Source organism: Methylicorpusculum oleiharenae, assembly GCF_009828925.2.
GTDB classification, from domain to species: Bacteria; Pseudomonadota; Gammaproteobacteria; order Methylococcales; family Methylomonadaceae; genus Methylicorpusculum; species Methylicorpusculum oleiharenae.
In genome coordinates this window covers 2,418,397-2,444,855 of sequence record NZ_WUTY02000001.1, presented here as the reverse complement: position 1 = coordinate 2,444,855, position 26,459 = coordinate 2,418,397, and the positions used below count along the sequence as shown (strand labels likewise).

The following is a 26,459-nucleotide window of genomic DNA, read 5'->3' as shown; positions in this document are numbered from 1 at the left end:
GGCAATTGGTAATAATCATTTGTCTGGTTGTTACTTTCGTCTCCACATTTTTTTCGTATCGTCTGTTAGATAGTCAAAAACGGAATTATCTTGACGTTGCCGATGCCGAGTTGTTAAAAGGTGTTCAGTCCCGTAGGATGCGATGAGGCACGAACCGCATCAATCGCGAACGATGCGGTGCACGCAGATGCCTTCAATCGAAAGCGGTTGGCATTAGCGCAGGGCTAACGACCTGCCTCCTGATATCATCTTGACTATTTTCATACCTTATCGATAGGCATAACTGATATAAATGTGATAACCCATCAGAAACAAAAGCCCCGTTGCCAGAGTGACATGCACTATCACCCACAAAGTATGAAACCAGGCATTGCGAATAGCCATTGTCTCAACATTGAATAGTCCGGTGAAAAACAGGGCAAAATAAACCAGACTCAAAAGCTGTAAATAACCAAACCCTATCGTTTGTGAATGGGTAAAAAAAATCAGCGGCGCCAAACTGCCGATCACTTTGTGACGATGGATAAGCCTACCTGCCAACCGCATCAAGCCTCGATTGCGCAACACTGAACAATGCCATTGATGTGCCAGATAAGTCAGTATTGCAAACCCTGAAAGCTGTTTATAAACATCATCCGCCTGCAGCTCGCTCAGCCAGGCCCATCGCCACTCATAAGCGATAAAAACACCCAGCAACAGCATCAATATAAGCCCCAAATAAAAATAATTTTTACCCCTGATTTTAGTCGTAGCTGAACCCGATTTTTTGCTTGCCGGCGGCGCAACGGCTTTATCGATGACTAGCATGATCTGGCACCTCCAGGCGATGAATTGACTGCTGAATCAAGCTGAGTGTTTGGGGAGCCGTGCGCGCCAAAACCTCCCGCATAAAAACCTCGCCAGAGGGTAAATAATAGCCTTCGCGCGGCCAGTGCTCGCCCAGAACCGGCGGGTTGGCAAATGTTTTGACTTTGTCCAGGTAGGTACTGTAAGCCTCCTGGACACTCTGATGAAAAACCGTCAGCACGCGAAAAAGTTCTTCCAGCGAAACGGCCGGAGCGGGATACAACCAGGTAGTTCCGCCCATGATATCGCGCAGGCGCCAATCCCTCTTCGGGGATTGTTGATGTTTATTGTGACAATCGATGCAGGGTTCAGCGATGGCCACATCGGCAAACATGCCCGTATATAAATGCGTATCGGTCACGTAAAAAAACTGCGCTTGTTGCGTCTGACGAAGCAGCTGAAATTTGTCTTGTTGCAGTCCTTCAAACCGGTTATCAGGGCTGATTGGAAAATCGGAACCCAGAAATAAACTGATGCGTACGGGACTTTTTTCCAGGCTCTTGGCTGTTTCTCTCAGAAACAAAGCCGGCAAAGGCCCCGCTTCCAGGTCCTTATCACGCCAATGTTCATCAAATTTAAGCCCGGCCTTAGTGCCGCTGCCTACAATTTCCTGTGTCCAAAGCGCCCGTACGGCAGCATTTTCCGCTTGTAACAGCTTAAACAGTTGCTCCACCGGAATACTGGCCTCCTCGCTCTTATTCGTCTCTAACGGCGGCGGCGCACTGACAAATAAATAAATAGCCAAACAAACAAGTGTCAATACGATGATTCCATTGCTTTTATCTACCATCATCGGTCTCCTTTTTAGCCTGGTGATGGCGCTGTTCGCCGTAAGGTGACAGACCACCGTTAAAGTAAGCGGTAATTTTTTCAGGCGGAATGATTTTCTCTACCGTTTTGGCAGGCTGCCTGATATGGTTACCGTGAAAATCATGACAACCCAAACAGCTGTCCCAAAGATTAAGAGCGATTAATCGATCATGAGGAACATCCACGGGGTCTTTTCTCAGTTGGGTATTCTTGTGGCAGTTCCGGCAATAACTTGTATCGGTCAGCGTGACGCGTCGGCCATTATGTTCAGCATGACAGGAAAGACAACGATCTGGCCCCAGAGCTTGTCTGGCTTTCAGAAAACGCGGTTCAAGAAACCGGTAAACCGGATGGTTGTCATTGGGTCTTTCGTGACACTCAAGACACTCTTTATTACTGACCGGAGCATGGATAAAATTCGCGCTGTTTTGGCGTTTTCCTAATACAAATTGCAGGTTGGCTTGAATTTGCTGGCGGGCGGACCCCGGCGCATCTTTATGGCAAGCCATGCATTTGACATCTTCATGACCGGTATTCATAGGTCCACGAATATGGAAACGGTCCATCTGCGACAAGAACAACAGACCGGCCAGACCCAAGACAATGCCCAATAAAAAGGCCAGATGCTGTCTTTTACGCGGCGTGGTTGGTTTATTCATTTGACACCTGAAAAACATTACTAGAATAAGGTCGGAAACAACTTCTGCTATTCCTCCCTCGTTTCAGCAATTCCCAGTTTGACGGTAAAAAAAGGGCGTCTTAAGCTTTGCGAGGATGTCGGCAGCAGGGATGCTGGCGTCAAGCCCCCATGGAGGGGGTTATGGCGTTCCTCGCAAGGCTTACGACACTCCTTAAAGCCATATTAAAAGTTCAAACCGAGAATTGCTGCCATCGGTTTAGATAGCTTTGAAATACCCGGCTCCAATCCCATCCAATCGAGTAACACGCGGCTTTTCACGTAAGTGCTAAACCTTTGATTAACAGCCTCCGCCGTCAATTTTTTATCCAATTGAAAGTCATCCGTAATAGCCCCCAAAACAGTTGACGCGGGAAGCAGGTCGGCAAGACGCTTACTCAGATAAGCTTTGGTTTGAGCCACGTCGTCCAAAGGCAACTTGTTAATTATAAGCCCCACGCTATCTATCCCATGGCTGTTGATGAACGAAACGCACAGCACGGTATTATCGATTGCCGCGCCAAGACCAGGCCGGCTTACAAAAATGACCCTGGCCGAAAAGGCCTTTGCCAGACTGGCATTGGATACCCCAATGATACTGCCTGTTGCCGGGTCTCCAATGCCATCAATAAGCACGATTTTTTTGTTTGCCCCGACATCCGAAATCTTTTGCAGAATCTGTTTTTTGAGTTCTGTCGAATCCGGCGTTAAACCATCAATGAAATCCCGGGTAAAACCTTTCCTGAAAATTAAGGCCGCATCCCGGTGTTCAATAGTTTGCTGCTTACAAAAAATCGTTACCGCCTGCCTGTCCGTGCATTGTGTCATCGGTTTGATATAGGCCAATTCACTCGGCGCATAGCCATCAGACAGCAACTGACCCAGGATACCCAAACACACAGTGCTTTTACCTGCACCGGATTCAGCGCCCATGACATAGAGGTATAGCTCTGCCATTTCAGGCATTCATAACCAACGCGTTAAAGCTGGATTTATTATTGACCATTCGGTCTGCTTGCCGGTGAATGGCTATATTTTCAGGGGTCTGGAGTTCACCGCCCAGTTTGTAAACAAAGCGCTTTCTTGCCTCATGGTAAGCTTCATTTCCATAAAAATTGTCGTACATCTGGGTGAGTTCAAATTGCCTGTAGGACGCCAAAGCTTTGGCCGCTTCGTCAAAACAGCGGGTTCTGGCTTTCTTAATCAAACTTTTCCTCAAATTTGTACTGTCCTCACTATAGGTTTTGGCTACATATTTGACTTGCGCGTAAAAAATAGAATGCTGTTTATCAAGCATTTTGTCGACAAGTCCGATACGCCAGGCTGCTTTGGCACTGATAGGCAAGCGCTGCTCGGTCAGTGAGGTGGCTAATTCCAGACCCACCCGTTTGGGCAGCAAATAAGTCCAGTATTCAGAACCGTAGAGTTCCCCCATATTTTTGTAATGCGGATTCAAAATGATGCCGTCGCGTGCCAACACAACATCCGAAGCGAGTGCTAGAATTGCGCCCCCTGCCCCCGCATTGCCTGCCATGGCCGAGATGGTCAATTTATCCGGCGTCGTAAGGATCTGATAGATCAAATCATCTATCGCGTTGATATTGGCCCATGATTCATCCGCCGGACTGTCGGCATTTTCGATATGATTGAGATGAATCCCATTGGACCAGAACTCCTCGCCCCCCATCAGCACAATCACATTAACCGGTAACGTTGCAACATGACGGTAGACCGATAACAGCAAGCGGCATTGATCAGTGCACATCCCGCCATTATGGAAAGGAAAATTCAGATAGGCGATATCGCCATCCAGTTCATACCACACTTCCTGAACCGGCAACTGGCGGCCTGGCTGGGTATAGTCTATGTCCAGGGATTGAATCGATTTGTACACCAGATTCTTTAACGGACTTTTGAAAGGCTTGGGCAACAGGTCTTTCAAGACCTCCGCCGCGGGTAATTTGAGTCCTTTGGTACCGTTATCCAGTTTTGGCTGTAAATGGCCTATCCAGATCGCGCCATCCACCGTTGCCCGGCAAATTGCCTGATTGGCTGTTGCAATGATATCGCCCGGCTTTCCGGTCAAACCGGACGCTTTATGTGCATTAAACAGATAAAAAGGCTTTCCGTAGAGGGTATCCAATAAACCCGGACTGCCGTCGGCGGCATGGATGCGTTTTAAAATGTCATCGGTTTTGTGCTTTTTCCAATCGATGATTCTATCGGGTTGTTTCATCAAAGGTCTTAAGATGCCTTTGATATCCGGTTTACTGTAATCCAGTGGTTCCGGTTTAAACGCCGGAGCTTCAAAGTAAGTCAGCGCTTCCCACAAACAGTCAATAGCCGCCTGTGTCACCTCGCGATAAAAGAGGCTGCTTTTTGTAGCCATCCGCATCGGAAAGGTTTTACTCGCCCAAATATCCCCGGAATCCATTTCCTCGCGCGCTTCCAGCAAGGTGACGCCCCACTCCTGCTCTCCATTCTGTATCGCCCAATCCAGAGAAGAAGGGCCTCTATCACCTTTGATGCCTGGATGAACGATCAAACAGGTCGTAGTTTGATACAGCTCTTGAGGAATCCGTCTCGTCAAAAATGGACAAATGATCAAATCCGGTTGAAATAATGCAACGCCCTCCAGCAATTGGTGTATATCGCCCAAATGAAGTTCTACCGAAACGATATAACCGGCATCATTAAGCTCTGTATAAAAGCGCTGAGTTAATCCCGAAAAAGCTGATGAAACCAATAAAATACGCATCTTAATCACCTCATTCTAAATGGGTCTGAGAGACCCGCATTTGGCAAACGCCAGCTTTAGATGACTAACCGAGAAGTTTTTTGGGTTCAGATGAACACTGAATCGTTTTCGATAGTCCTGCGGAGACTCCCCTGGGTTTAACGCTTTACCCTAACGGCATGCCAGACCGGTGGTGGACTTGGCAGTAATACACTTTTTGGTTGTGAATCGAGCCTAACAAATCCATTAATTTACGGATTTGTTGATAGCTTTTCTCCTCTTCTGTTTTCGGGTGCGAGGCATTCATTTGCGATAAGTAACCGATTTGTTCACGTACGGCATGTTCAATCAAATCGATTTCGTTGAGGGATAATTTGAACATTTCATTATAATTTGACATAAATACTCCTTAAAAAGAGTCGAAATTGCATTACATCCGTGTGGACTAATCACAATAATAGAAACACCGTAAAGTGTCTTATTCAGGCGACTGTCAAAGCAGTTGCAGAACACGGGCGAACACTGAATCGTTTTCGATAGTCCTGCGGATTGACACCCATGTGTTTGACAAAAGCACGACGCATGCGCTCGGAATCGAAAAATCCTGCTTTTTCCGCCACATCTTCAATCGATAACGCGGTGTTTTCAAGGTGTTGTCGAGCGGCATCGATACGCGCCATTTCGACAAATTTGGCGGGCGTGACTCCGGTTTCCGTCAAGAACGTTCTGGCAAAATTGCGCGGGCTCATCGCCATGCGTCTGGCAAGATTATCAACATGATGTTCCTCGGCCGGATTTGCGATAATCCAGACCTGTAAGTCGCGAATATCAGTCCGATGATGTGCCTCGCTGGTCAGATAAGTGCTGAATTGGGATTGTCCGCCAGGCCGTTTAAGAAACATCACTAAATAACGTGCTACGAATAAAGCCAGCTCCCGCCCCCAATCCTCCTCCACCATCGCCAAAGCCAAATCGATCCCCGATGTTATGCCGCCTGAGGTATAAATAGAGTCATTGCGAATAAATATATGATCTGACTCCACTTGAATCGCCGGATAGTTAAGCGCCAGCTCGGCACACCAGTTCCAATGCGTGGTTGCCTTCTGATTATCTAAAAGTCCGCACTCAGCCAAAAGAAAGGCTCCCGTGCACACCGACGCCAAACGCCTGACCCGAGTCGCCATAAATGTCACCCAGTTTAATAAAGCAACATCTTTCAACCTAGATTGAAGATCAATACAACCGGGAATGACTAATGTATCAATACCGCCACTGATTTCGGCATAAGCCCGGTTCGCAACAATCTGTAGACCGGTCATAGTGGCTACTGCGCCAGGCTTCTCTGCCACTATTTCGATCAGATAAACAGGTTCCTTGATTAACCCTTCTCTTTGTAAATATAAACTGGCAAAAGCAAACACCTCATAAGGTCCTGAGATATCTAAAACTTCCGCCCCGGGATAAGCCACGATACTGATACGTCTGACGGAAGGATTTTGAAGCAACGCACTGGACACAATAAATTTATTAGGCATAAATCCTCCTACGCCGATGAAACAAGGCTAAACAATACAAATCCAAAAGCTGTATCAACCGACAGGAAATTCATTATTAAGCATAAGCAAATAATCGCTCTTTACCCCTTCTTGCACAAGGACAACTTCCCCTCATTTTCTGCCAACTTTGAGTGTTGACTATCAATTGACTGATAAATTACGAACCGGCACAGGCAAATACCGGTATAAAATGAGGCATCTAACTGACTGGATCTGATTATGAAAAAAGCACTCTTGATTTTATTGCTGCTTCTACTGGCCGTTTTTTTGTTTTTTCCAATTTCCAATCTGATGGGTCTACAGGGCAAAAATGAACTTATTGCCAGTGTCCCCGGCACTTCGGAAAACTTTGCCGAGGTATCTCAAATTTTGCAGAATAAATGCGTCGATTGCCATTCGCCGGGCATGACGCGGATGCCGGTTTATGCAAATCTGCCCATCGCTAAACAGTTGATGGAGAACGATATCGAACAGGCTGGAAAAAGGCTGGTGCTAACCAAAAAGATTTTTAGCGGAGAGAATGCTTTTACCCCGTTAATGCTGGCAAGGCTGGAGCACGTCGTTCGATCCGGGATCATGCCCCCGGCAGAGTACATACTGATGCACTGGACAGGAAATTTAACCGATGCCGAGAAACAAACAATACTCGTCTGGATTGCTGGAGAAAGATCCAAATCACCTTGGAGCCAGGATTCCGCAGAACCGTTTAAAGGTGAGCCGGTTCAAACGCTGCCGTTGAGCGTCTCGCTCAATCAGGACACGATCGCGTTAGGCAGAAAACTGTTTCACGACCGTCTGCTTTCCGGAGACAACACCCTGAACTGCGCGTCCTGCCACGACCTGACCCGGGGCGGCACCGATCAGGCCAAAGTCTCTACCGGCATTCGTGGACAACAGGGACCTATCAACTCGCCGACTGTCTATAACGCTATGTACAACATCGCGCAATTTTGGGACGGCCGGGCCAAAGACTTGCAGGAACAAGCCGCAGGACCGGTCGCCAATCCCGGTGAGATGGGCGCAGATTGGGATGTTATGATCGAAAAACTCAAACAAGTTGCAGATTATCAGAACGCCTTTGCCGAACTCTACCCGGAACAAGGTCTGACTAAAGAATCGGTCACCGGTGCGATTGCCGTTTTCGAACAATCACTGGTGACCCCCAACTCCCGTTTCGACCAATATCTGCGGGGTAATAAAACCGTTTTAACTGCTGATGAAAAGGCCGGATATAACCTGTTTAAAGCCAATTGCACTGCCTGCCATTTCGGCCCCGCTCTTGGCGGTTTGTCGTTTGAAAAAATGGGTGTCAAGCAGGATTATTTCAAACTGCGCGGCGGTCCGGTTAACGATGTCGACAATGGCCGGTTCAATGTCACTCAACTGGAAAAAGACCGTCATTTTTTCAAGGTTCCGGTATTGCGTAACATCGAACTGACCCAGCCTTATTTTCATGACGGTTCAGTCGATAATCTTGCTGATGCGGTACGGATAATGAGTCAAGTTCAACTGGATAAAACGTTGACTGATGATGAAACCGGAAAAATAGTAGCGTTTTTAAAAACGCTGACCGGTGAATACAAGGGAAAACCGCTCGCCCGGTTGACGGCTGAAGATATAAAATAAGCAGGCGATTAAGAATCTCGCAACAAATAACTCCACCTTTGAAAAGGCACTGTTCGCGTTAGTAGTTCAAAGAACATCAACATCGTCATTCCGGCATGGATTGCCGGGGCGATACCCACTATTATCGCGAACAGTGCCTATTTAAACCCTACCCTTTGAGATTTGGAATTCGCCTAAAGCCAAATCCAGATTTCACAATATCGCTTAACAAACCGTTCGAGTCTTTAAATAAAGCGGTTCACTTCAATAAATCCGCCATGGAAATTACGTTTTTGGCCATTTCACCGATCGCAATATTTCTATCCATCGCCAGCTTTCTTAACGCATGATAGGCCTCATCTTCGTTGTAGCCTTGCGATTTCATTAGCAGACCTTTGGCTCTGTCTATCAACTTGCGCTCTTCCAGTTGCGATTTGGTTTTTTTGAGTTCATCTTTCAGAGCCTGCTGTTCCCTAAATCGGGCAATCGCAATGTCGATGATGGTTTTAATCCGTTTGGTGTCGAGACCATCGACAATATAGGCACTGACACCGGCTTTGATAACCTGATTAATCGTTTCGGCATCCTGATCCTCGGCAAAAATAATGACCGGTACCGAATGACTTTGATTGATGGTCAAAATGGCTTTAAGCATCGCTTGTGTCGGGGTAAATACGTTGAGTACAACGATATCCGGCAACAGCGACAAGACAATCGCGCTGAGATCCAGCGATTGAAGCGGCAGACAGGCAATCTCAAAACCGTATTTCTGCAGCGTCTCTTCCAACAGTTTATCGGATTGCACTTCGTCGACAATCAGTACTTTCAAGGGCTTCATATCAGTCCAGTTCGATTTTAACGAGCGTGCCATCGGCCATGATTTCTGTTATGAATTCTTTGGGTTCCTCAAGCCAGTATATTAATATCAATGCCGCCACCGAACAAACACCCAGTCCTATGAAAAAAATCGACGGCGTGGCCATGCTCATCAAAACAAGAAATACAATCGCTCCGGCATTGCCATAAGCCCCTATGATACCGGCTATCTGTCCGGTTATAGATCGTTTTATCAAGGGCGCAATCGCAAAGACGGCACCTTCGGCCGCCTGAATAAATATCGAACAAATGATGGTGACCGTTACCGTCAAATAAATCGGCCAATCACTGGCTATGAAAGACATCATAAAATAACCGAACGCCGTTCCGCTCATAAAAATCATTAAAGAAAATCTTCTGCCTATTCTGTCACTGAGCCAGCCTCCGGCAGGACGTGCGATTAAATTCATAAAAATAAAACTGGACGAGAGCAGACCCGCATCTATCATCGAAATCGGCTGGGTTTCCCGGTAAGTCGTGAAGAAAAAAATGGGCAACATAGACACCACGGCCAGTTTGGAACCGAAGGTCATCAAATAGGCCACACTGAGAATACTGACTTGTTTAAACGAATAACGATGAATACTGTCTATAGGCCCACTAAGCCGATCAGCATTGATATCCACGATCCGGTGTGCATGAAAAAAGAACAATACCCAAATTAACAGATTAATGGCAACAACCCACGAACCGGACAGTAAATCGGCTTCAGGAGTGGAGAGTTTCCAGGTCAACAGCGACATGGCGGCATAAAGCGGCACGGTGGTGGCTATATAGAAGAAAAGATCCCTGATGCTGGTCACTTCTATCGCACCCGAACGTTTGGGTTTCAGGTAAGGAACATGTGGCGGCGTGTCTTCGACGTTTTGATAGTAAATAAAAGCATAGGCTAGCGATAGAACACCGGTAACGGCAATGGCGTAGCGCCAGCCTTGCTCCGCACCAAAATAAAGCGCAAGTCCGGGTAAAACCAGCGTTGCCGCAGCCGAACCGAAATTGCCCCAACCACCATAGAGACCCTCGGCGATACCGACTTGTCTGGATGGAAACCAGTCGCCAATCATGCGAATACCGATCACAAATCCGGCACCGACAAAGCCCAGAGCAAACCTTGCCCAGGCCAGTTGTTGAAACGTTTCGGCGGCAGCAAAAGCAAAACAGGGCAAACTGCACAAGGCCAATAAGGTGCTGTAGCTGATCTTGGCACCAAACCGGTCGACAACTATTCCGATTATGATACGGGCTGGAATCGGCAAGGCAAAATTAAGCAACAACAAAATAGCCACTTCCGATTCGCTCAAATCCATTGACGTCATGATCATCAGCATCAGCGGCGCATGGTTAAACCAAACGACAAAACTGATAAAAAACGCTATCCAGGTCATGTGAAGGATTTTTATTTTCCCGGAAAAGCTGAAAATATTCATGGGTAAGGCAGACCTGTAAAGTAATTTAAGCCGAAGAACTCATTCTAAGTTAATCCAAAATATAGCAATTAATAAGCCAGTGCATTTTCTTCATGAACCCGCCGGAGACTTTATCAACACCTGAGAACGATGCAGTTCGTTCCTCACCACATCCTACGGGTTAACTCGATAATGTTAACCAAATAGGATGTGCCGACGATAGGAGGCGCATCGTTCGCGATTCAAATAAACCCTAACCGAATACCGACGCTTTTACCTACCGAACGCCCTATGGTTTTTCACCGTCAATCTTGCCGATCGGAAATACAAGCATTGGTTGATCAACAAGATTGAGGTGTTGCGTGATGCCTTTTGATAGGTAAAACAACGAAAACCTTTATGTGAAGCAAGGCTTTTATGAAAAAAATTGGGAAAATGAAATGCCTGAGTTTAAAAGTATTGGGTAACCCGACAGATGCGCCTCCTGGCGTCGGCACATCCTATTTGGCGTATCTGACGAGTTTTCGCTCCACAATAGTGCAATACCTCTTCTTTCTCCCCGAATCAGTGCGCTCCTGACGGGTTGCTGTGCGTTGCCGACGCTGTGTTGTTGGGCTCAGGGCCGGATGGTTCGCTTTTGATTCTTTACCAAACAAGCACTTACACTTCTTTGTCGGCCTTACCGGTCTTTCTGGCATTACCTTTGCTTTAGTTGAGACAAAGCTCCTCGTCGGAGCGGTTATGATTTTGGGGCAATGGCGTCCGGGTTCAGTGATTTTTTCACGTGGGCCGGACGCCTTTTTTTTTGCCCGAAATTTAGGTTTTTACGTTTTCTTTGCAGCAGATCCGGGGTTACCGATGAGTCACACACAGACACTGGTCGTTATTGGCAATGGCATGGTCGGTCAACATTTTTTGGCCGCTCTGGTCAACAGCGCCGCGAAGGCGCGCTATCACCTTGTGGTGTTTTGCGAAGAGCCCCGGCCGGCCTATGACCGGGTGCATTTATCGGAGTATTTTGCCGGTAAAACGGCGCAGGATCTGTCGCTGGTACCGGACGGCTTTTTTGCCGAACACGGCATCACCGTGCATGTGGGGGATAAGGCTAAAACCATTGACCGCGCCGCCAAGACGGTGATTTCCGAACGCGGCGTGGTGATCGCGTATGACACCCTCGTTCTGGCTACCGGTTCTTACCCCTTTGTCCCTCCGGTGCCCGGTCATGACCGTCCGCACTGTCTGGTGTACCGCACCATCGAAGATCTGGAGGCGATGAAAAGCGCCGCGGCCTGCTCAAAAGTCGGCGTGGTGGTCGGCGGCGGCTTGCTCGGGCTGGAAGCGGCCAAAGCCTTGACCGATCTGGGACTGATTACCCATGTCGTGGAATTTGCCCCGCGCCTGATGGCGGTGCAATTGGACGAAGGCGGCGGCGCCTTGTTGAAACGCAAAATTGAAGCGCTGGGCGTCAGTGTCCATCTCAATAAAAACACCACCTTGATCGATGACGGCAGCACCTGTTTGCATAAAATGAATTTTGCCGGGGGCGATGTGCTGGAAACCGATTTGATTCTGTTTTCCGCCGGCATCCGTCCGCGCGACGACCTGGCCGCCGCCTGCGGCCTGGACATCGGCCCGCGCGGCGGCATCGTCATCGACAACCAGTGCCGCACCTCCGATCCGGCCATTTTTGCCATCGGTGAATGCGCGCTGTGGAATAACCGGATTTTCGGTCTGGTGGCACCGGGTTATGCGATGGCCCGTGCCGTCGTCTCGGTACTGGAAGGCGCCGGCAGCGCCTTTACCGGTGCCGACATGAGCACCAAACTGAAACTGATGGGTGTCGATGTCGCCAGCATCGGGGATGCCCATGCGGCCACCCCGGGCGCCCTGGTGTACACCTATCAAGACGGCGACAGCGATATCTACAAACGCCTGGTGGTCAGTGCCGATAAAAAGACCCTGCTGGGTGCGGTGCTGGTCGGCGAAGCCGCCGATTACGGCACCTTGCTGCAATACTGCTTGAACGGCATCGCCCTGCCGGAACACCCTGAAGCCTTGATCCTGCCGCGGCTGTCCGGCGAGCCGGTCGGCTTGGGCGCCGATGCGCTACCGGCCTCGGCCCAGATTTGCTCCTGCCACAACGTCAGCAAAGGCGACATCTGTGCGGCCATCGACACCGGCTGCACCTCGCTGGGCGCGCTCAAACAAGCCACCCAAGCGGCCACCGGCTGCGGCGGCTGCGGCGCCTTACTCAAATCGGTGTTGGATGCCGAATTGAAAAAACAGGGCGTGGCCGTCAATACCGACCTCTGTGAGCATTTTCCGCACACCCGGCAAGGCCTGTACCATTTGGTTATGGTCGGCGAGATCAAGACTTTCGCTGAATTGCTGGACAAGCACGGCCGCGGGCGCGGCTGTGAAATTTGCAAACAGGCGGTCGGCTCGATCCTGGCGTCTTACTGGAATGACTACATCCTGAAAAACGAGCACCTGGGCTTACAAGACACCAATGACCATTATCTGGCCAATATTCAAAAAGACGGCACCTATTCAGTGGTACCGCGCGTCGCCGGAGGTGAAATCGAACCGGAGAAATTGATCGTCCTGGGCCAGGTTGCCAAAAAATACGGACTGTATACCAAAATCACCGGCGCTCAACGGGTCGATTTGTTCGGCGCCCGCGTCGACCAGCTGCCGCTGATCTGGCGGGAGCTGGTCGATGCCGGCTTTGAAAGCGGCCATGCCTACGGCAAATCGCTGCGCACCGTCAAATCCTGTGTCGGCAGCACTTGGTGCCGGTACGGCGTCGATGACAGCGTCAGTCTGGCACTGTCCCTGGAAAACCGCTACAAGGGCCTGCGCTCGCCGCACAAGCTCAAATTCGCCGTGTCCGGCTGCACCCGCGAATGCGCCGAAGCGCAAAGCAAGGATATCGGCGTGATTGCCACCGAACACGGCTGGAATCTCTATGTCTGCGGCAACGGTGGCATGAAGCCGCGCCATGCCGACCTGTTCGCCACCCAGCTGGATCAAGCCACGCTGATCAAGTACATCGACCGCCTCCTGATCTTTTACGTGCGCACCGCCGACCGCCTGCAACGCACCTCGGTGTGGATGAACAACCTGGAAGGCGGTCTGGCGTATTTGCAGTCCGTGGTCATCGACGACAGCCTGGGCTTGGGCGATGAACTCGAAGCGCAGATGCAGCGCGTCATCGACACCTATCAATGCGAATGGAAAACCACGCTCGCCGATCCCGGCAAACTGAAACGGTTCCGGCATTTCGTCAACAGCGACCAGCCCGATGAGCGCATCCTGTTCGTTCAGGAACGCGGCCAGATCCGCCCGGCCAAAGACGAGGAACGCGCCGCCTTGACCCCGCACAAGCACTTCACCCTGTTAGAGGAAGCCTGACCATGAGCGAATGGCAAGATGTCTGCAGTGTCGATGATCTGCAACCGGATTCCGGCATCTGCGTAAAAGTCAACGCGCATCAGATTGCCTTGTTCTATATGCCCAAAGAACAGGCCCTGTACGCGCTCGATAATTTCGACCCCTTTGGCCAGGCCAATGTCTTGTCCCGCGGCATGATCGGCGATATCGGCGGCCAGCCGATGGTCGCCTCGCCGATGTACAAGCAGCATTTCAATTTGGTCACCGGCGTGTGTTTTGAAGATGAAACCGTCAAAGTCGCCACCTACCCCACCCGGATCGTCAACCACCGGGTCGCAGTCTGCGTTCAGGAGGCGCGATGAAATACCATTACTACATTGCCGACGTGTTTACCCGGCGCCTGTTCAATGGCGCACAGATCGCCGTGTTTCCCAATGCGGACGGCCTGAATGCCGACACCATGGCCCTGATTGCCAAAGAACTGAACCTGTCCGAAACCGTCTTCATTTTTCATCAACTGAAGTCTGCCCAGACCCGGCGCATGCGGATTTTTTCCCCGTTAGCCGAAGTCAATTTCGGCGGCCATCCGATCATAGCCGCCGCCTATGTGCTGGCCTGCTGCGGCGACATTGACGTCTCCGCCCCGGTCACCTCGCTGAGCTTCGAACAAAATGCCGGCAACGTGGAAGCCAACATCTCCAGCCGGGACGGCATCCCCTATTTTGTGCAATTTACCCGCAAAGTCAGCGCGATCGTCGACCGCTTTGCGCCCAGCGACGAAGAACTGGCCGGCTTTTTAGGCCTGGACCAAGCCGAACTTGATCACAAGAAATATTCGCCCCGGCTGGTCTCCTGCGGCTATCCCTACCTGATCGTGCCGGTCTGGCAGTATGAAACGGTGCGCAAAGCCCGCTTCGATTACAGCGCCTGGAGCCAATCCACCGCGCCGCAGACCGCCGCCCAGGAGATCTTAGTGTTTGCGCCGAAATCACCTTATGCCGACGCCGACTTCAACCTGCGCTTAGTCGGCCCGCGCATCGGCCTGACCGAAGACCCACCGGTGGGCAGCGCCTTACCGGCGTTCTGCGCCTACCTGTGTTCGTTCGAGCATACCCGCAAAGGCACTCAGACCTTCGCGGTGGACCGCGGTGATGCCGGCTCCCGGCGTAGCGTCATCAATCTGGAAATGGATCATAAAGGCGCCGAGTTCCTGACCGTCCGGGTCGGCGGCGAAGCCGTGCTGTTTGCCGAGGGGACGATTGATCTGGGCGCCATGAATACCCGGGGATGAAGACAGGGTGGGGCGTAAATTCCGGGAGAGACGCAAAATCTTGCGTCTCTGCGAATCGCCTATAAATCCAATATCTTCTTCCTTATAAAGTGATTTTTTCGTAAATCTCTTGAGCTTGAGCATTTCTTGGGTACATTGTTTATGGCTATACGTAGGTGTAGCACCTGAGTATACAATTCATATAAACAAGGAGTTCTTTCTATGGCTGGCAAATTTCTTATCTATGGCGGTTATGGCGCAATCGGCTCGGCAACTGCACGAATTCTAGCTGAGCGTGGCGATACGCTTCACTTGGTTGGACGAAATGAAGCCAAACTTACAGCGCTTGCAACCGAACTGGGCGCCGGTTACACCGTAGGGGATATCAATGAGACCGATCTGTTTGCCCGCGCCTCAAGCGATGCGGGAGAGGTTTTGGAAGGATTAGTCTATGCCGTAGGCTCCATCAATCTGCGGGGACTTCAACGGCTAACCGAAGCCGATTTTCTGAATGACTTCAGGGTCAATGCACTGGGCGCGGCATTTGCCGTGCAGGCGGCTTTGCCGATGCTCAAGAAAAGCGTTGAAGGTGCATCAGTACTTTTTTATTCCAGCGTGGCCGCCTTGCAGGGTTTTGCTTTTCATGCCTCAGTCGGTATGGCAAAAGGCGCAGTGTCGGGTCTGACATTGTCGCTTGCGGCCGAGCTTGCCCCTAAAATACGCGTTAATGCGATAGCGCCGTCACTCACCCGAACACCTCTGGCTGATGGCATTCTTGCCAATGAAAAATTAGCCGCCGACATTGCCGGACTGCATGCCTTGCAAAGACTCGGAGAACCGAAGGATATTGCGTCTCTCAGCGCCTTTCTGCTGTCACCCCAAGCAAGCTGGATAACCGGGCAGATCATCAGTGTTGACGGCGGCCGGTCAACTTTGCGCGTCAAAGGCTGATTAATACGGATTGTCAGGCAAGTTCTGAACGGGCTTTAAACTTTCATTCAAAAGGCAAACATTTCGACTGATTAAGTACCTTGATCAATTTTGCAAGTTATCTTGTGAAATTGAGTTCCTACGCAACGCCATACTGTATCTAAATTTGCTGCATTTCTTAAATAACCGAGCCCTTGAAGTCAGCGCTTTCGGCGCTGACCTCGTGGATCATTTAAGCAGACAAGCAAAGCTAATCGTTATGAATGTGTTCGCGAATAACCGATTCATCCTCAACAACCAGATTTTTATGCATCGACTTGATAACCAAATCTGAAACATGACTATTGAGAGACTCGCGCAACACACCTAAAAAGGCAGGTGGCGCTATTAAAATCAGTTTTGCATACTCGTTGTTGACACGGCCCCGTTCAAGTTTAACGCCTATTTGTTTTGCAAACAGTTGCGCTTCATGGTGCTTAAAATCGGTGGGCGCTTCAAAAGTATGATCACCTTCACCATGACCTCCAGCGATGCCGCCTTGTCTATCAGATACTTCATCCAGTTCACGCATTCTGCTTTCAACATGAACCATTCCGTCTAATTCTTGCATTGACTCAGTCCGGCTGACCAATGAGAAAAAACGCGCTCTGGAACTATCTGCGACGACTACCCAGGTTGACAACATAAAACCCCCTACAAATTAAATTAACAGCTTGCAAATTTAGGCTTTGATTAAGCATAACTTTTCCGAGACAGGCATACCCTGCATTTTCAAAAAAAGAGGGTGATTTCGGGACGAATTTTATACTTTGAAAATAAGGACGTCTCAAAATTGAGTTTGAATTGAGTTGGAATGCAGATGGACGGTTTGTATCCTTTACGAAAGCAGGGAGGAGCCCTGCTAAAAGCTCAGCCCGGCAGGATGCGGTGAGGCACGAACCGCATCAATTGCGACGGGATGTGTATCCTAATAAGTCGGGTAACAAATATACCCAAGTAGATCGAAATTCGGCACCGGGGTGCCCGTCTAAGGACGCCGTAAAACCATCCCTGTAGGCTGAATGCCAGCATCCATGCTGGCAAAGCCTTTGCCGAACAACCCGCTGCCTCCTTAGGCACTGCCGAAATTTGAAGTGCGAAAGGTATAAACGTATCGACGGTGGCCTGTAAGCGAATGACGTAAACGATGCGGCTCAGGTTGTTCACCGCATCCTGCGAGCTGGCTCAGCTGAAACGGGCCAGATCATCAATGGCGATTTTAACAATACCATGGAGAGCTGAGCCGTCTTTTTCGCAATAGTCAATGATCTCGCGGCGCATTCTCGGATCCCAGGATCTTAAAATATGATTTCTGATGCCGATAGATGCCGCCTCTTTATCGCTTTCTGCGTTAAAAAAATCGCCTATGTCATTGGCCATTTTGATGAGTCTTTCTATATTCATGGTAATTCGTTCCTGATCAAGGAAGGATAAGGGGGATGTGTCAAGCGGTGGGAGTGAGCATAAACCACATGCTGATCATCGCGGGCAAAGCCGACCAGCGTCAGTCCGGTTTCTTCCGCCAAACGTATTGCCAAGCCGGTAGGTGCAGAAATGGCCGCCAGCATGACGATGCCCACACTGGCCGTTTTTTGAACCATTTCATAGCTGGCCCGGCTGGTAACAATGACAAAACCACCGGCTAGATTCTCTGCATTTGATAATAGTGCTCCTATCAATTTATCCAGCGCATTATGCCGGCCCACGTCCTCGCGGATATTTTGTATGCCGGAACCGGGGACAACCCAGGCTGCGGCATGGACTGCTCCGGTCAATTGATTAAGCCGCTGATGCAGCTTGATTTTATCCAATGCATTCAAAAGCTCGGCTGCGGTTACCGTCAACTCGCCTTGGACGGGCTCAGGACTGCGGATGGCTTGCTGCAGCGTACTGGCACCGCATAAGCCGCAACCGGTGCGACCTGTCAAATTTCTGCCCTTATCTGATATATATTGGAAGCGCTGCTCCGGAATTTTCAACCTGACTTCAATGCCGTTGGAACGCGTCACGACGCGCGAGCCGAGCAATTCGGAACGGTCCTTGATAATACCTTCGGTGATACTGAAACCCAAGGCAAAATCTTCAAGGTTCGTCGGTGTCGCAAGCATCACCACGTGCGGCTGACCGTTATATACCAGAGAAACGGGGACTTCCTCGGCAATATAATCCTGCTGCACAATCTGCTTGCCCCCGGTCCAGCGCTCGACGCGGCTTTGCTGGTAACTGGGCCAGCCCAGTTCCAGTGACGCCGGCATAACCGCTGAGCCGTTAAGCATGGTGACTGCCTTGTTCCAGCAATTCCAGTTGCTGCTGAGAAAAGGCCTCGTATTTTTGCTGCCATTCTGATGACTGGCTAACTTTAGCAACCTGCACAGCCGTAACTTTATATTCAGGACAGTTGGTCGCCCAATCAGAGTTATCGGTGGTAATCACATTCGCACCCGATTCAGGAAAGTGGAACGTGGTATAAACTACGCCCGGCTGAACCCGTTCACTGATCAAAGCACGTAACACGGTCTCACCGGAACGGCTTTTAATGCCCACCCAATCGTTATCAACAATGCCTCTGTCTTCGGCATCATGAGGATGAATTTCCAGGCGGTCTTCGGAATGCCAGGCGACATTTTCGGTACGGCGGGTTTGCGCGCCGACATTGTATTGCGACAGAATCCGGCCGGTGGTCAGAATCAGCGGGAACATGCGGGTTGTGCGTTCCTGTGTCGCGACATACTCCGTCAGCATAAACAAGCCTTTGCCGCCTGGGCGCATAAAGTTTTGCTCATGCATGGTTGGCGTACCGTCAGGCGTTTCATCGTTACAAGGCCATTGAACACTGCCCAAACTGTCTATTTTTTCATAGCTGACGGACGCAAAAGAAGGGGTTAATCGGGCAATTTCATCCATGATTTCAGAAGGATGGGAGTAGTTCATCGGGTAGCCAATCGCATTGGACAGCAGTTGCGTAATTTCCCAGTCTTCGTAGCCACCCAAAGGTTTCATGACTTTACGCACGGGTGAAATACGGCGTTCGGCATTGGTGAAAGTGCCGTTTTTTTCCAGGAAAGAGGAACCAGGCAAAAACACATGCGCAAACTTGGCCGTTTCATTCAAAAACAGATCCTGCACGATCACGCATTCCATTTCCCTTAATGCATGGTGGACATGTTGAATATCGGGGTCCGATTGCGCAATGTCTTCGCCTTCGACATAAAGCCCTTTAAAAGTGCCGTCACTGGCGGCGTCGAACATATTGGGTATACGCAACCCGGGTTCGGACTCAAGTATGACATTCCAGTCATTTTCAAACAGCGTGCGCGTTTCGGTATCGGACACATGGCGGTATCCGGGAAACTCATGCGGAAACGAGCCCATGTCGCAGGAACCCTGAACGTTGTTTTGACCGCGTAACGGATTGACGCCCACCCCTTCCCGGCCCAGATTACCTGTTGCCATCGCCAGATTGGCAATGCCGATAACTGTCGTTGAACCTTGACTGTGCTCGGTAACCCCCAAACCATAATAAATGGCACTGTTGGCGCCGGTAGCATAGAGCCTGGCTGCTGCCCGCACATCCGAAGCCGGAACACCGGTCACTGCTTCTGTCGCTTCAGGCGCATGACGCGGATCGGCGATAAACGTTCTCCATTTTTCGAATGCCGCCGTCTCGCACCGTTCTTGCACAAATTCATGATCGACCAGATTATCAGTGACGACAACATGTGCAATGGCATTGATCAGGGCAACGTTGGTTCCAGGCCGCAGTTTCAAATGATAATCGGCTTTGACATGCGGCGTTTTGACCAGATCGATACCGCGAGGATCAATAACCACCAGTTTTGCACCCTGCCGCAGACGTTTTTTCATTAATGAGCCAAAGACCGGATGACCGTCCGTCGGGTTAGCACCGATAACCATGATGACATCGGCCTTCATCACCGAATCAAAGTTCTGCGTTCCGGACGATTCACCAAAGGTTTGTTTGAGCCCGTAACCGGTAGGCGAATGGCAGACGCGTGCGCATGTGTCGACATTGTTATTACCGAAACCGGCGCGAACCAGTTTTTGCACCAGATACGTTTCTTCATTGGTGCAGCGCGATGACGTGATGCCGCCTATTGCGCCAATACCGTAACTTGCCTGGATACGCTTCAACTCGGAGGCGGCATAACTGATAGCCTCTTCCCAACTGACTTCCTGCCAGGGATCTTTGATACTTTTACGAATCATCGGTTGGGTAATGCGATCTTTATGCGTGGCATAACCGAACGCAAACCGGCCCTTGACACAGGAATGACCATGATTGGCTTTGCCGTCTTTATGCGGCACCATACGGATAACCTGATCGCCTTTCATTTCGGCCCGGAATGAACAGCCGACGCCGCAATAAGCGCAGGTCGTAACAACCGCGTGTTCAGGCTGGCCGTGCTCGATGACTGATTTTTCCATCAATGTCGCCGTTGGACAGGCTTGGACGCAAGCACCACATGAGACACATTCCGAATCCATAAAGGCTTCGTTTTGGCCGGGCGAGACTTTGGAATCAAATCCGCGTCCGTCTATGGTCAGCGCAAAGGTACCCTGGGTTTCCTCGCAGGCTCTGACACAACGGGAACAGACGATACATTTGCTGGGATCGAAGCTGAAATAAGGATTGCTCTCGTCCTTGACTGCATTCAAATGATTCTGACCTTGCGGGTTATAGCGGACCTCACGTAAACCCACCGCACCAGCCATATCCTGTAATTCGCAATCGCCGTTTGCCGAACAGGTCAGGCAATCCAGGGGATGGTCGGAAATATATAACTCCATGATCCCGCGGCGAACATCGGCCAGCTTTTTATTCTGCGTGACCACTTTCATGCCTTCGGCAACCGGGGTAGTACAGGAAGCGGGCATACCTCGCGCGCCTTCAATCTGGACGACACACAAGCGGCAGGAACCAAAAGGCTCGACGCTGTCAGTGGCACATAATTTCGGAACATCGATCCCGATGCTTGCTGCCGCCCGCATCACTGACGTTCCGGCAGGCGCTGTTACCTGAAATCCGTCGATTTCCAGATTAACCAGCGTAGCTGCAATCCTGGCGGGTGTTCCAAAGTCTTGTTCTTTATTCATGGACATAGTATTTCCTCAGGAAAGTTTAAGCCGCGTCAGCTTGATCGGTCAGTCCGAAATCGAGCGGAAAATGGTTTAAGGCACTTAAAACAGGATAAGGCGTCATTCCGCCCAGGGCGCACAGGGAGCCATTGAGAAGGGTGTCGCACAAATCGCGCAGTAACGGAATGTTTTTATTGAGTTCGCGGCCATTGATAATGTCATCCAGTACTTCCATGCCGCGCGTCGAGCCTATCCGGCAGGGTGTGCATTTGCCACACGATTCTATGGCGCAAAACTCCATACTATAACGGGCCATTTCCGCCATATCGACGGTGTCATCGAAAACCACGATGCCGCCATGCCCGACAACGGCCCAAATTGCGGCAAACGCTTCATAATCCAGGGGTATATCGAATTGTGATTCAGGTAAATAGGCTCCCAAAGGACCGCCAACCTGCACCGCCTTGATCGGTTTTCCGTTGGCTGAACCGCCGCCGAAGTCATAAAGCAATTCACGTAAGGTCAAACCGAATGCCAGTTCAACCAAGCCCGGATATTTGATATTACCGGCCAGTTGTACCGGTAGGGTTCCACGCGAACGGCCCATACCGAAATCGCGGTAAAATTCACCGCCCTTGTCGAGAATAATTGGAACTGAAGCCAGAGAAATGACATTGTTGACGATAGTCGGTTTACCGAATAATCCGCTGATTGCGGGCAGTGGCGGCTTAAACCTGACCAATCCGCGTTTGCCTTCCAGGCTTTCCATTAGCGAAGTTTCTTCACCACAGACATAAGCGCCGGCACCCAGGCGGACTTCCAAATCGAAAGTTTTGCCGCTACCCAGGATGTTTTGACCCAGATAGCCTGCCGCATATGCCTTGGCGATTGCCGTAGTCAGCGCTTTATGAGCATGCGGATATTCAACGCGTAAATAGATATAGCCTTGCGTCGCTCCTACCGCAATACCGGCGATGGTCATCCCCTCAATCAGCACAAACGGATCACCTTCCATCACCATGCGATCGGAAAAAGTCCCCGAATCACCTTCATCCGCATTGCAGATAATGTATTTTTGATCCGCCTCGGCATTCAACACCGTATTCCATTTGATCCCGGTGGGAAATGCTGCGCCGCCACGGCCTCGCAAGCCGGAATCGGTCACCTGCCTGACAATGTCTGCACCGCTGATGGTCAGCGCATTATGGAGACCGCGGTAGCCGTCATGCGCCAGATAATCTTCCAGACTGACCGGATCGGTTAGCCCGACCCTGGCAAAAGTCAGGCGTTGCTGTTTTTTGAAAAACGGCAGCTCTTCTGTTAAACCCAAAAATAAGGAGTGCGGACTGCCGTTCAGAAATCCTGAATCGAATAATCCGGAGACATCATGGCCCTGCACCGGTCCATAAGCGATTCGGCCCTGATCAGTCTGCACTTCCACTAAAGGTTCCAGCCAGAACAGGCCTCTTGAGCCATTACGAATCAAGCGGATATCGATACCGCGCTGTTGCGCTTCCCGACTGACTGACTGGGCAATTCGTTCCGCGCCCAACGCTAGTGCGCCTGAATCACAAGAGATATAAACAGTGACCGTCATGATTAAGCTCCTATCTTGGCTAGCGAACGATCAAAGGTTTCCGGAGAAACCCGCCCGAAAACCTCCGAGTCAATCTGCATCGCCGGTGAACAGGAACAAAGCCCTAGGCAATAAACCGGTTCCAAAGAGAACTTGCCGTCCGGAGTCGTTTCGTGAAAATCAATACCCAGCCGGTTTTTGACATGCGCTTCCAACTGCTTACTGCCCATAGCCTGACAGGATTCTGCACGGCATAAATGAATCGTATGATGACCCGGAGCCGACTCCCTGAAATAGTGATAAAAACTGATCACACCATGCACTTCCGCGCGTGACAAGTTCAGTTCTGAGGCGATAACAGTAATGCTGTCTTTGGGTATATAGCCAAATGCATTTTGAATCTCATGCAGGATGGGCAGCAAAGCGCCGGGCTTATCCTTGAGGCGGGTAGTGATATCTTGCAATGTCGTTTGCATCGAAGCGGTTTCAGTCATATTTATCTCGCTATGCGATCCGGATCGGCTCAGACACTGACGGATCGGGGCCGGGTAATTAAAAGTCACTTGGAATAGAGCCGGCAGTCACTAAACCGACGTTTTTTTTAAATCTGACAGGCGTAGTAAATCCTTATGTTAAGGAAAGCAGGCCAATTTAGCTCTACTCTCGAGAATATCATGAGAATACTCTTTTGTAAAAAACACATAATTAAACCTATTTAAACAAACTGTAGAATGACTCATTAAATTGATTTATTCCTTATTTTTTATGCCTTTTAATTATATGAACAAAGTTTGATTAGTAAAAATCACATTTTTATGACATTAATATCACTGTTTCTGATAATGCCTTACGGAAAAGCCGGCCATACACTCGCATTGCGAGGACCTGATAAGCTCGCTATATTGTTGCCCCCAGTAATGTTTTTAGCGAGGTCTGCCCCTTGTCCGACATGATGACCGTTCATGAGGTTGCCGAATATTTGCGCGTAAAAGAACGCAAGATTTACGATTTAATTACTCAAAAACAAATTCCCTGCACCCGCGTGACCGGAAAATGGCTTTTCCCCAGGTATTTGATCGATATGTGGCTGATGCAAAACAGCGAGTCGGTCTCTCAAGACACGTTATTCAGAACCGTTCCTGAAATTGTCGTGGGCAGTCATGACCCACTGTTGGAATGGGCTTTACGGGAAAGCAGCCTGCCTATGGCCATGCAGGCAACCGGCAGCATGGAAGGACTGAGCCGCTTTGCGTCAAGTGAAGCGTTGATCTGCGGCATGCATGTTCTGGATACCGAAAGCGGCGAATTCAATGTCCCGGTCATTAGAAACGCGTTACCGGATCACAGCGTGGTCGCCATCGAGTGGGCTTGGCGTGAACAAGGCCTGGTCGTCGCAGCGGGTAATCCTTTGCAACTCACTTCCCTCGACGATCTGATCAGCAAGAAAGCGGTCTTAATCGATAGACAAAGCGGTGCAGGGAGCCGCATTTTGCTGGACCATTTGCTTGAAAAATCAGGGATAGACAAGACACACATCAAAATCGCTGACAAACCCGCCCGAACCGAAATCGATGTAGGTCTGACCATCTCCAGCGGCAAAGCCGATGCCGGTATCGCCGTAGCCTCAGTCGCGATGCAACTGCATCTGGATTTTATCCCGTTGACAAAAGAACGCTTCGATCTGGTGATGCGGCGTTATGATTATTTCGAACCTCCGGTTCAACGCCTGCTTGAATTTACCCGTACTCCCGCGTTTGCAGAAAAAGCCAGGGAACTGGGCGGTTATGATTTATCGGGTGCGGGTAAAGTCGTTTTGAATTTACGTTAGGTAAAGAGTAAGTATACCCATCGTAGATCGAAATTCGGCACCGGGGTGCCCGCCAAAGGACGCCGTAAAACCATCCCTATAGGCTCTATGCCGAACAACCCGGTGCCTCCTTAGGCACTGCCGAAATTTGAAGTGCGAAAGGTATACTCGCCCGCTTTTAATTGATTTCCAATAGGTCAATCGTATTAAAATTGCGCCAAAACCCATTTCTTTTATCTAAACATGTCTATTCAATCGACCTTCAAACCGGCCTGGTGGCTGAACAACCAACATTTGCAAACCATTTATCCGTCATTGTTCAGAAGCGTACCCAATCCGCCGGACTATTTCCGGGAACGGCTGACGACGCCGGATGATGACTTTATCGATGTGGATTTTTGCGGAACCGGTCCAAAGCCTTTAATCATGCTATTACATGGACTAACCGGAAGTTCACAGTCGGGTTACATCAAAGGCCTGCAAACCGCTTTGTTAAAAAAAGGGTTTCGAAGTGCTGCACTCAACTTTCGTGGATGCAGCGGTCAATCCAACAACAGCGCCCGCTGTTATCATTCGGGCGAGACTGAAGATATCCATTTTTTATATCAAACACTGCGTGAACGCGAACCTCATACGCCGCTGGGCGCTGCCGGCTTCTCTCTGGGCGGGAATGTTTTGCTCAAATGGCTGGGCGAACAAGGTGACAGTTTGAATCTGTTTGGCGCCGTGGCCGTGTCAGTCCCGCTGCTGCTGGGTCATTGTGCAACCAAACTGGACCAAGGCATGTCGCGGCTATACCGTAAGAACCTGTTAAAAGAACTTAAAGAATACATGTCAAAAAAAGAGCAGCATTTGGAGCGTATAGGCCGACACGGAGAATTAAACAGAATCAGGCAGCTGGGTGATTTATCGAATATCCGTTCATTCTGGCAGTACGATGACCGGGTTGTCGCCAGATTGCATGGCTTCAAGGATGTCAACGACTATTACCAGCGCTCCAGCTCACGCCAGTTTCTCAAATCGATTACCGTACCGGTATTGCTGATTCAGGCTGAGGATGACCCCTTTATGACACAGGAAGTGCTGCCGGCTTTGAATGAGGTTTCGGCAACCGTCGAATTGGAATTTACCCCGAAAGGGGGACATGTCGGTTTCGTTTCAGGCCGCCTGCCCTTAAGACCTGTCTTTTGGCTGGAGACACGGATCCCTAACTTTTTCGATGAGAAATTCAAACAGTCCGAAAACGGCTGATTAATTGGCTATCTGAAATCCTTTATTCTCGTTGCTGTCTCCAGCGATAATAGACACGGCCGTCATCACACTGCCAGCTTAATCGCTGCGTTCCTGTCTCGCTAACCAACTGTTTGCATTGGTGTTCTTGTTTGAATTGCTCCCATTGCCCTTCATCAAGATTAGCACTGGCATAAAGGCTCCAAAGCTTGAAAATAACCAACGCAAAAATGACCGCAATCCCAATATCGAAGGGTTTCGCGCGAAATTTCCGGAAATTGATACTGTTTGAAAGCTTGAAATTCATGAGGCACTCCTTTTAAATCAGGATTTAATGAAACAAGACTTGTAACTATTCAGCGGAGCAACAAAACTAAGGTGACGCACCGCGTAGGTTGCGGTTGGAGCTAGCCAACCCAACTTTTCAAGGCAATGGCGTTTATGGTTGGGTTGCGAGCGTCGATCGATACCTGGGGACTGGAATCGGGCAATCCCTGCCGGAATGAGGAGCAGAATCAAGCTATCCAAAAATGCTTAACCGGACGGGCACTGAATTTTTAAGTTTTTTACGGTAAACAACGCTTTTTCAAAGTCAAAAGTTTTAA

General features: G+C 49.8%; 23 protein-coding genes. 7 read left to right on the top strand and 16 right to left on the bottom strand.

Annotated elements, in window-relative coordinates:
- Positions 1-267: 267 nt before the first annotated feature.
- From GO003_RS11155 to GO003_RS11125, 7 genes are all read right to left on the bottom strand, one after another.
- Positions 268-807, bottom strand: a complete 540-nt coding sequence (locus GO003_RS11155) for a hypothetical protein (RefSeq protein ID WP_159655053.1) — start codon at positions 805-807, stop codon at positions 268-270.
- Positions 791-1,639, bottom strand: coding sequence for a DUF3365 domain-containing protein (locus tag GO003_RS11150; RefSeq protein ID WP_231088946.1), 849 nt, complete (start codon positions 1,637-1,639; stop codon positions 791-793). The genes GO003_RS11155 and GO003_RS11150 overlap by 17 nt, the downstream gene beginning before the upstream one ends.
- Positions 1,626-2,315, bottom strand: a complete 690-nt coding sequence (locus GO003_RS11145) for a cytochrome c3 family protein (protein WP_159655051.1) — start codon at positions 2,313-2,315, stop codon at positions 1,626-1,628. The genes GO003_RS11150 and GO003_RS11145 overlap by 14 nt, the downstream gene beginning before the upstream one ends.
- A gap of 203 nt (positions 2,316-2,518) precedes the next feature.
- Positions 2,519-3,289, bottom strand: a complete 771-nt coding sequence (locus tag GO003_RS11140) for an AAA family ATPase (RefSeq protein WP_159655049.1) — start codon at positions 3,287-3,289, stop codon at positions 2,519-2,521.
- Between the two features lies 1 nt (position 3,290).
- Positions 3,291-5,090 carry a hydrogenase maturation protein gene (locus GO003_RS11135; RefSeq protein WP_159655047.1) on the bottom strand — a complete coding sequence of 600 codons (1,800 nt, stop codon included), beginning with the start codon at positions 5,088-5,090 and terminating at the stop codon, positions 3,291-3,293.
- Positions 5,091-5,235: 145 nt separating this feature from the next.
- On the bottom strand, positions 5,236-5,469 hold the full coding sequence (locus GO003_RS11130) for a hypothetical protein (protein WP_159655045.1): 234 nt from the start codon (positions 5,467-5,469) through the stop codon (positions 5,236-5,238).
- Between the two features lie 82 nt (positions 5,470-5,551).
- Positions 5,552-6,604 carry a GlxA family transcriptional regulator gene (locus GO003_RS11125; RefSeq protein ID WP_159655043.1) on the bottom strand — a complete coding sequence of 351 codons (1,053 nt, stop codon included), beginning with the start codon at positions 6,602-6,604 and terminating at the stop codon, positions 5,552-5,554.
- A gap of 240 nt (positions 6,605-6,844) precedes the next feature.
- Here GO003_RS11125 and GO003_RS11120 point away from each other — a divergent pair, with 240 nt between their 5' ends.
- Complete coding sequence (locus tag GO003_RS11120; protein ID WP_159655041.1) at positions 6,845-8,251, top strand: cytochrome c peroxidase; 1,407 nt, start codon at positions 6,845-6,847, stop codon at positions 8,249-8,251.
- A gap of 238 nt (positions 8,252-8,489) precedes the next feature.
- On the opposite strand, the gene GO003_RS11115 is transcribed toward GO003_RS11120, so the two are convergent.
- The gene (locus GO003_RS11115; protein ID WP_159655039.1) at positions 8,490-9,068 is read right to left on the bottom strand and encodes an ANTAR domain-containing response regulator; all 579 of its coding nucleotides are present in this window, start codon (positions 9,066-9,068) and stop codon (positions 8,490-8,492) included.
- A gap of 1 nt (position 9,069) precedes the next feature.
- Positions 9,070-10,533 (bottom strand): MFS transporter, encoded by a 1,464-nt coding sequence (locus GO003_RS11110; protein WP_159655037.1) that lies wholly within the window; start codon positions 10,531-10,533, stop codon positions 9,070-9,072.
- Between the two features lie 837 nt (positions 10,534-11,370).
- Here GO003_RS11110 and nirB point away from each other — a divergent pair.
- From nirB to GO003_RS11090, 4 genes are all read left to right on the top strand, one after another.
- Entirely contained in the window at positions 11,371-13,926 is a 2,556-nt protein-coding gene (nirB, locus tag GO003_RS11105; RefSeq protein ID WP_231089188.1) for a nitrite reductase large subunit NirB, read from the top strand.
- Between the two features lie 2 nt (positions 13,927-13,928).
- Positions 13,929-14,267 (top strand): nitrite reductase small subunit NirD, encoded by a 339-nt coding sequence (gene nirD / locus GO003_RS11100; RefSeq protein ID WP_231088945.1) that lies wholly within the window; start codon positions 13,929-13,931, stop codon positions 14,265-14,267.
- Positions 14,264-15,196: a PhzF family phenazine biosynthesis protein gene (locus GO003_RS11095; protein ID WP_231088944.1), complete on the top strand. Its 933-nt coding sequence runs from the start codon at positions 14,264-14,266 to the stop codon at positions 15,194-15,196. The genes nirD and GO003_RS11095 overlap by 4 nt, the downstream gene beginning before the upstream one ends.
- Positions 15,197-15,397: 201 nt before the next feature.
- Positions 15,398-16,126, top strand: a complete 729-nt coding sequence (locus GO003_RS11090; RefSeq protein ID WP_159658667.1) for an SDR family NAD(P)-dependent oxidoreductase — start codon at positions 15,398-15,400, stop codon at positions 16,124-16,126.
- A gap of 229 nt (positions 16,127-16,355) precedes the next feature.
- Here GO003_RS11090 and GO003_RS11085 read toward each other — a convergent pair whose 3' ends face one another.
- The 6 genes from GO003_RS11085 to GO003_RS11060 form a co-directional block, all read right to left on the bottom strand.
- Positions 16,356-16,790, bottom strand: coding sequence for a host attachment protein (locus GO003_RS11085; RefSeq protein WP_159658668.1), 435 nt, complete (start codon positions 16,788-16,790; stop codon positions 16,356-16,358).
- A gap of 539 nt (positions 16,791-17,329) precedes the next feature.
- The gene (locus tag GO003_RS11080; protein WP_159658669.1) at positions 17,330-17,548 is read right to left on the bottom strand and encodes a formate dehydrogenase subunit delta; all 219 of its coding nucleotides are present in this window, start codon (positions 17,546-17,548) and stop codon (positions 17,330-17,332) included.
- Positions 17,545-18,420, bottom strand: a complete 876-nt coding sequence (fdhD, locus tag GO003_RS11075) for a formate dehydrogenase accessory sulfurtransferase FdhD (protein ID WP_159658670.1) — start codon at positions 18,418-18,420, stop codon at positions 17,545-17,547. The genes GO003_RS11080 and fdhD overlap by 4 nt, the downstream gene beginning before the upstream one ends.
- Positions 18,413-21,265, bottom strand: a complete 2,853-nt coding sequence (gene fdhF / locus GO003_RS11070) for a formate dehydrogenase subunit alpha (protein ID WP_159658671.1) — start codon at positions 21,263-21,265, stop codon at positions 18,413-18,415. The genes fdhD and fdhF overlap by 8 nt, the downstream gene beginning before the upstream one ends.
- 19 nt (positions 21,266-21,284) lie before the next feature.
- Positions 21,285-22,838: a formate dehydrogenase beta subunit gene (locus GO003_RS11065; RefSeq protein WP_159658672.1), complete on the bottom strand. Its 1,554-nt coding sequence runs from the start codon at positions 22,836-22,838 to the stop codon at positions 21,285-21,287.
- Positions 22,839-22,840: 2 nt separating this feature from the next.
- The gene (locus GO003_RS11060) at positions 22,841-23,311 is read right to left on the bottom strand and encodes a formate dehydrogenase subunit gamma (protein ID WP_159658673.1); all 471 of its coding nucleotides are present in this window, start codon (positions 23,309-23,311) and stop codon (positions 22,841-22,843) included.
- A gap of 455 nt (positions 23,312-23,766) precedes the next feature.
- Between GO003_RS11060 and GO003_RS11055 the strand changes: the two genes are divergently transcribed.
- Together GO003_RS11055 and GO003_RS11050 are read left to right on the top strand one after the other, a co-directional pair.
- A complete protein-coding gene (locus GO003_RS11055; protein WP_231089187.1) occupies positions 23,767-24,645 on the top strand; it encodes a helix-turn-helix transcriptional regulator in 879 nt (292 codons plus the stop codon).
- 222 nt (positions 24,646-24,867) lie between these two features.
- Complete coding sequence (locus GO003_RS11050) at positions 24,868-25,875, top strand: hydrolase (protein ID WP_159658674.1); 1,008 nt, start codon at positions 24,868-24,870, stop codon at positions 25,873-25,875.
- Between the two features lie 22 nt (positions 25,876-25,897).
- Here GO003_RS11050 and GO003_RS11045 read toward each other — a convergent pair whose 3' ends face one another.
- A complete protein-coding gene (locus GO003_RS11045) occupies positions 25,898-26,161 on the bottom strand; it encodes a hypothetical protein (protein ID WP_159658675.1) in 264 nt (87 codons plus the stop codon).
- Positions 26,162-26,459: the final 298 nt, after the last annotated feature.